3 protein-coding genes are annotated in these 2,356 nt (G+C 71.8%); 1 reads left to right on the plus strand and 2 read right to left on the minus strand.

Annotation, left to right across the window (positions count from 1 at the left end; genetic code table 11):
• Positions 1 to 256: 256 nt before the first annotated feature.
• A complete protein-coding gene (locus tag RBH18_RS43635; protein WP_306216401.1) occupies positions 257 to 862 on the minus strand; it encodes an RBBP9/YdeN family alpha/beta hydrolase in 606 nt (201 codons plus the stop codon).
• Between the two features lie 53 nt (positions 863 to 915).
• Between RBH18_RS43635 and RBH18_RS43640 the strand changes: the two genes are divergently transcribed.
• Positions 916 to 1,254, plus strand: coding sequence for a MerR family transcriptional regulator (locus RBH18_RS43640; protein WP_306216402.1), 339 nt, complete (start codon positions 916 to 918; stop codon positions 1,252 to 1,254).
• Between the two features lie 161 nt (positions 1,255 to 1,415).
• On the opposite strand, the gene map is transcribed toward RBH18_RS43640, so the two are convergent.
• The gene (gene map, locus RBH18_RS43645) at positions 1,416 to 2,195 is read right to left on the minus strand and encodes a type I methionyl aminopeptidase (protein ID WP_306216403.1); all 780 of its coding nucleotides are present in this window, start codon (positions 2,193 to 2,195) and stop codon (positions 1,416 to 1,418) included.
• Positions 2,196 to 2,356: the final 161 nt, after the last annotated feature.

Consider the following 2,356-nt stretch of genomic DNA (forward strand, 5'->3'; position numbering starts at 1 on the left):
TCTCAAGCGTTACGTCGCCCGGGAGGTCTATCAGATCATCACAGCTGAAGATCATGAACTCGCCGCTTGACATCCATAGGAGCATCCCCGCCGGCCCGGCCGGGTCGCCCCTGGCGGCTCGGCCGGGTCGCCCCCGGGCCCGCCCGAAGCGTGCGCGGCGGCTGCTGCCCGGCCGAAGCGTGCGCGGCGGCTGCGGCCCGGCCGAAGCGTGCGCGGCGGCTGCGGCCCGGCCGAAGCGTGCGCGGCGGCGGTGCGGTCAAGGCCCCGGCGGTGGCGACACGCCCAGAATCCGGGTGATCGCCGGCAGGCTGGTGAATCCGTCGGCGGCCAGGAAATGGCCCGCTCCGGGAACGACGTGGGTCTGCGACCCCAGCCGGGCGGCCAGCGCGGCGGAGGCGGCCCGCGGGACGAGCATGTCGTTGTCGGAGTAGATCGAGTGCCGGTGCGAGATTCTGGGTGTCACCTCCGTGAGGTCGGCGTCCTCGGCCAGGAAGGCGTCGAGGGCGGGCAGCGCGGCCAATCTCCCGGTGAAGCCGGACACCGCGATGAGCCCGCCCAGGGTCCAGGGCGGATCGAGGTCGGCCAGCCGGCGCAGCACGCTGATGACGCCCAGGCTGTGCGCGACGATCCAGGTCTCGGAGTCGACCTCGGGGATCGCCGCGGCGAGGGTCTGGTGCCAGGCCGGGGCGGCGGGCGCCTCCGCGGCGGGCAGCGCGATGATCCGGGCGTCGCTGCCGCGGGCGGCCAGTTCGCCCCGCAGCCAGGGAAACCAGTGGGACTCGGGAGTCGCCCGGAAGCCGTGCACGATGTGGACGCGGCGAGGCGGAAGATCCGGGCTCGCCGCCGGTGTTGACGGGATCATGGCGCGACCGTACGGGGTGACGCCGGCGTGAAGGTCAAGGCGAGGAGTTGTCAGTGCGGATCGGAGAACTGGCCCACAGGACCGGAGTCAGCAGGCGGGCGCTGCGCTACTACGAGGAGCAGGGGCTGCTGGTTCCGCAGCGCACGAGCAACGGATATCGCGCGTACGGCGACGACGCTCCGATGGTCGTGCGCCACATCACGACGCTCCTGCGCCTCGGCTTCAACTCCGAGACGACGCGCAGCCTGCTGCCCTGCACCTCCGGCCCTGTTCCCGAGTTCTCGATGTGCGACAAGCAGCGGAGCCGGTTCGAGGACAAGCGCGCGGAGCTCGACGCGCAACTGCGTGACCTCGCCCAGCAACGTGACGCCCTGGCGCAATATCTCGATTAGGGTCTGATCCACAACTGGGGTCGGAGCGAGGCGGAGTCCAGATTTCGGCTGCGTGCGGCCCGTGGAAGCCTGGATACCGGTGTTGTATCCCGGCTTCCACGGGACGTGCGCAGGCGGGATCTGGGCCCGCCGCAGCCCGGCCTCCAGTTGTGAAGCAGGCCCTAAGACCGGGCAGACGGCAGAGTCAGGATCTCGGCGCCCTCGGGGGTGATGGCGACCGTGTGCTCGCTGTGGGCGGTGCGGCCGCCGGTGGCGCTGCGCAGGGTCCAGCCGTCGGCGTCGGTGACGAGCTTGTCGGTGTCGGCCATGATCCAGGGCTCGAGGGCCAGCAGGAGGCCGGGGCGCAGCCGGTAGCCGCGGCCCGGGCGGCCGGTGTTGGCGACGTGCGGGTCCTGGTGCATGGTCGAGCCGACGCCGTGCCCGCCGAACTCCGTGTTCACCGTGTAGCCCGCGTTGCTCAGCACGGTCCCGATGACGTGCGAGATGTCGCCGGTGCTCACGCCGGGGCCGGCCGCGGCGATGCCCGCGGCGAGGGCCTGCTCGGTGGCGGTGATCAGGGCCTGGTCCTCCGGGGTGGGCGCGCCGCCGACGACGAAGCTGATGGCCGAGTCGGCGACGATGCCGCCGAGGGAGACGGCCAGGTCGAGGCTGAGCAGGTCGCCGTCGGCGAGCGTGTAGTCGTGCGGCAGGCCGTGCAGCACGGCGTCGTTGACGGAGGTGCAGATGTAGTGGCCGAACGGGCCGCGGCCGAAGGAGGGCGCGTAGTCGACGTAGCAGGACTCGGCGCCCGCGTCGATGATCATGGTCTGCGCCCACCGGTCGATCTCCAGCAGGTTGACCCCGGCGGCGCTGCGGCCGCGCAGCTCGTGCAGGATGTCGGCGACCAGGGCGCCGGTGCGGCGGGCGCGCGGCAGGTCGGTGGGGTCCAGGATCTCGATCACGGCGGCGCCTTCTCTCGCGTACCAATAACTATCCCGGGAATACTATCCCGGTATTAGAATCGGCCGCATGGTCAGGTTGCCACTCACGGACGAAGAGGTCGAGCGCGGGCAGCGGCTCGGCGCCCTGCTGCGGCGGGCCCGGGGCGAGCGCTCGATGCTGC

Origin of the sequence: Actinoplanes oryzae, from assembly GCF_030757795.1 — a bacterium.
Lineage (GTDB): Bacteria > Actinomycetota > Actinomycetes > Mycobacteriales > Micromonosporaceae > Actinoplanes.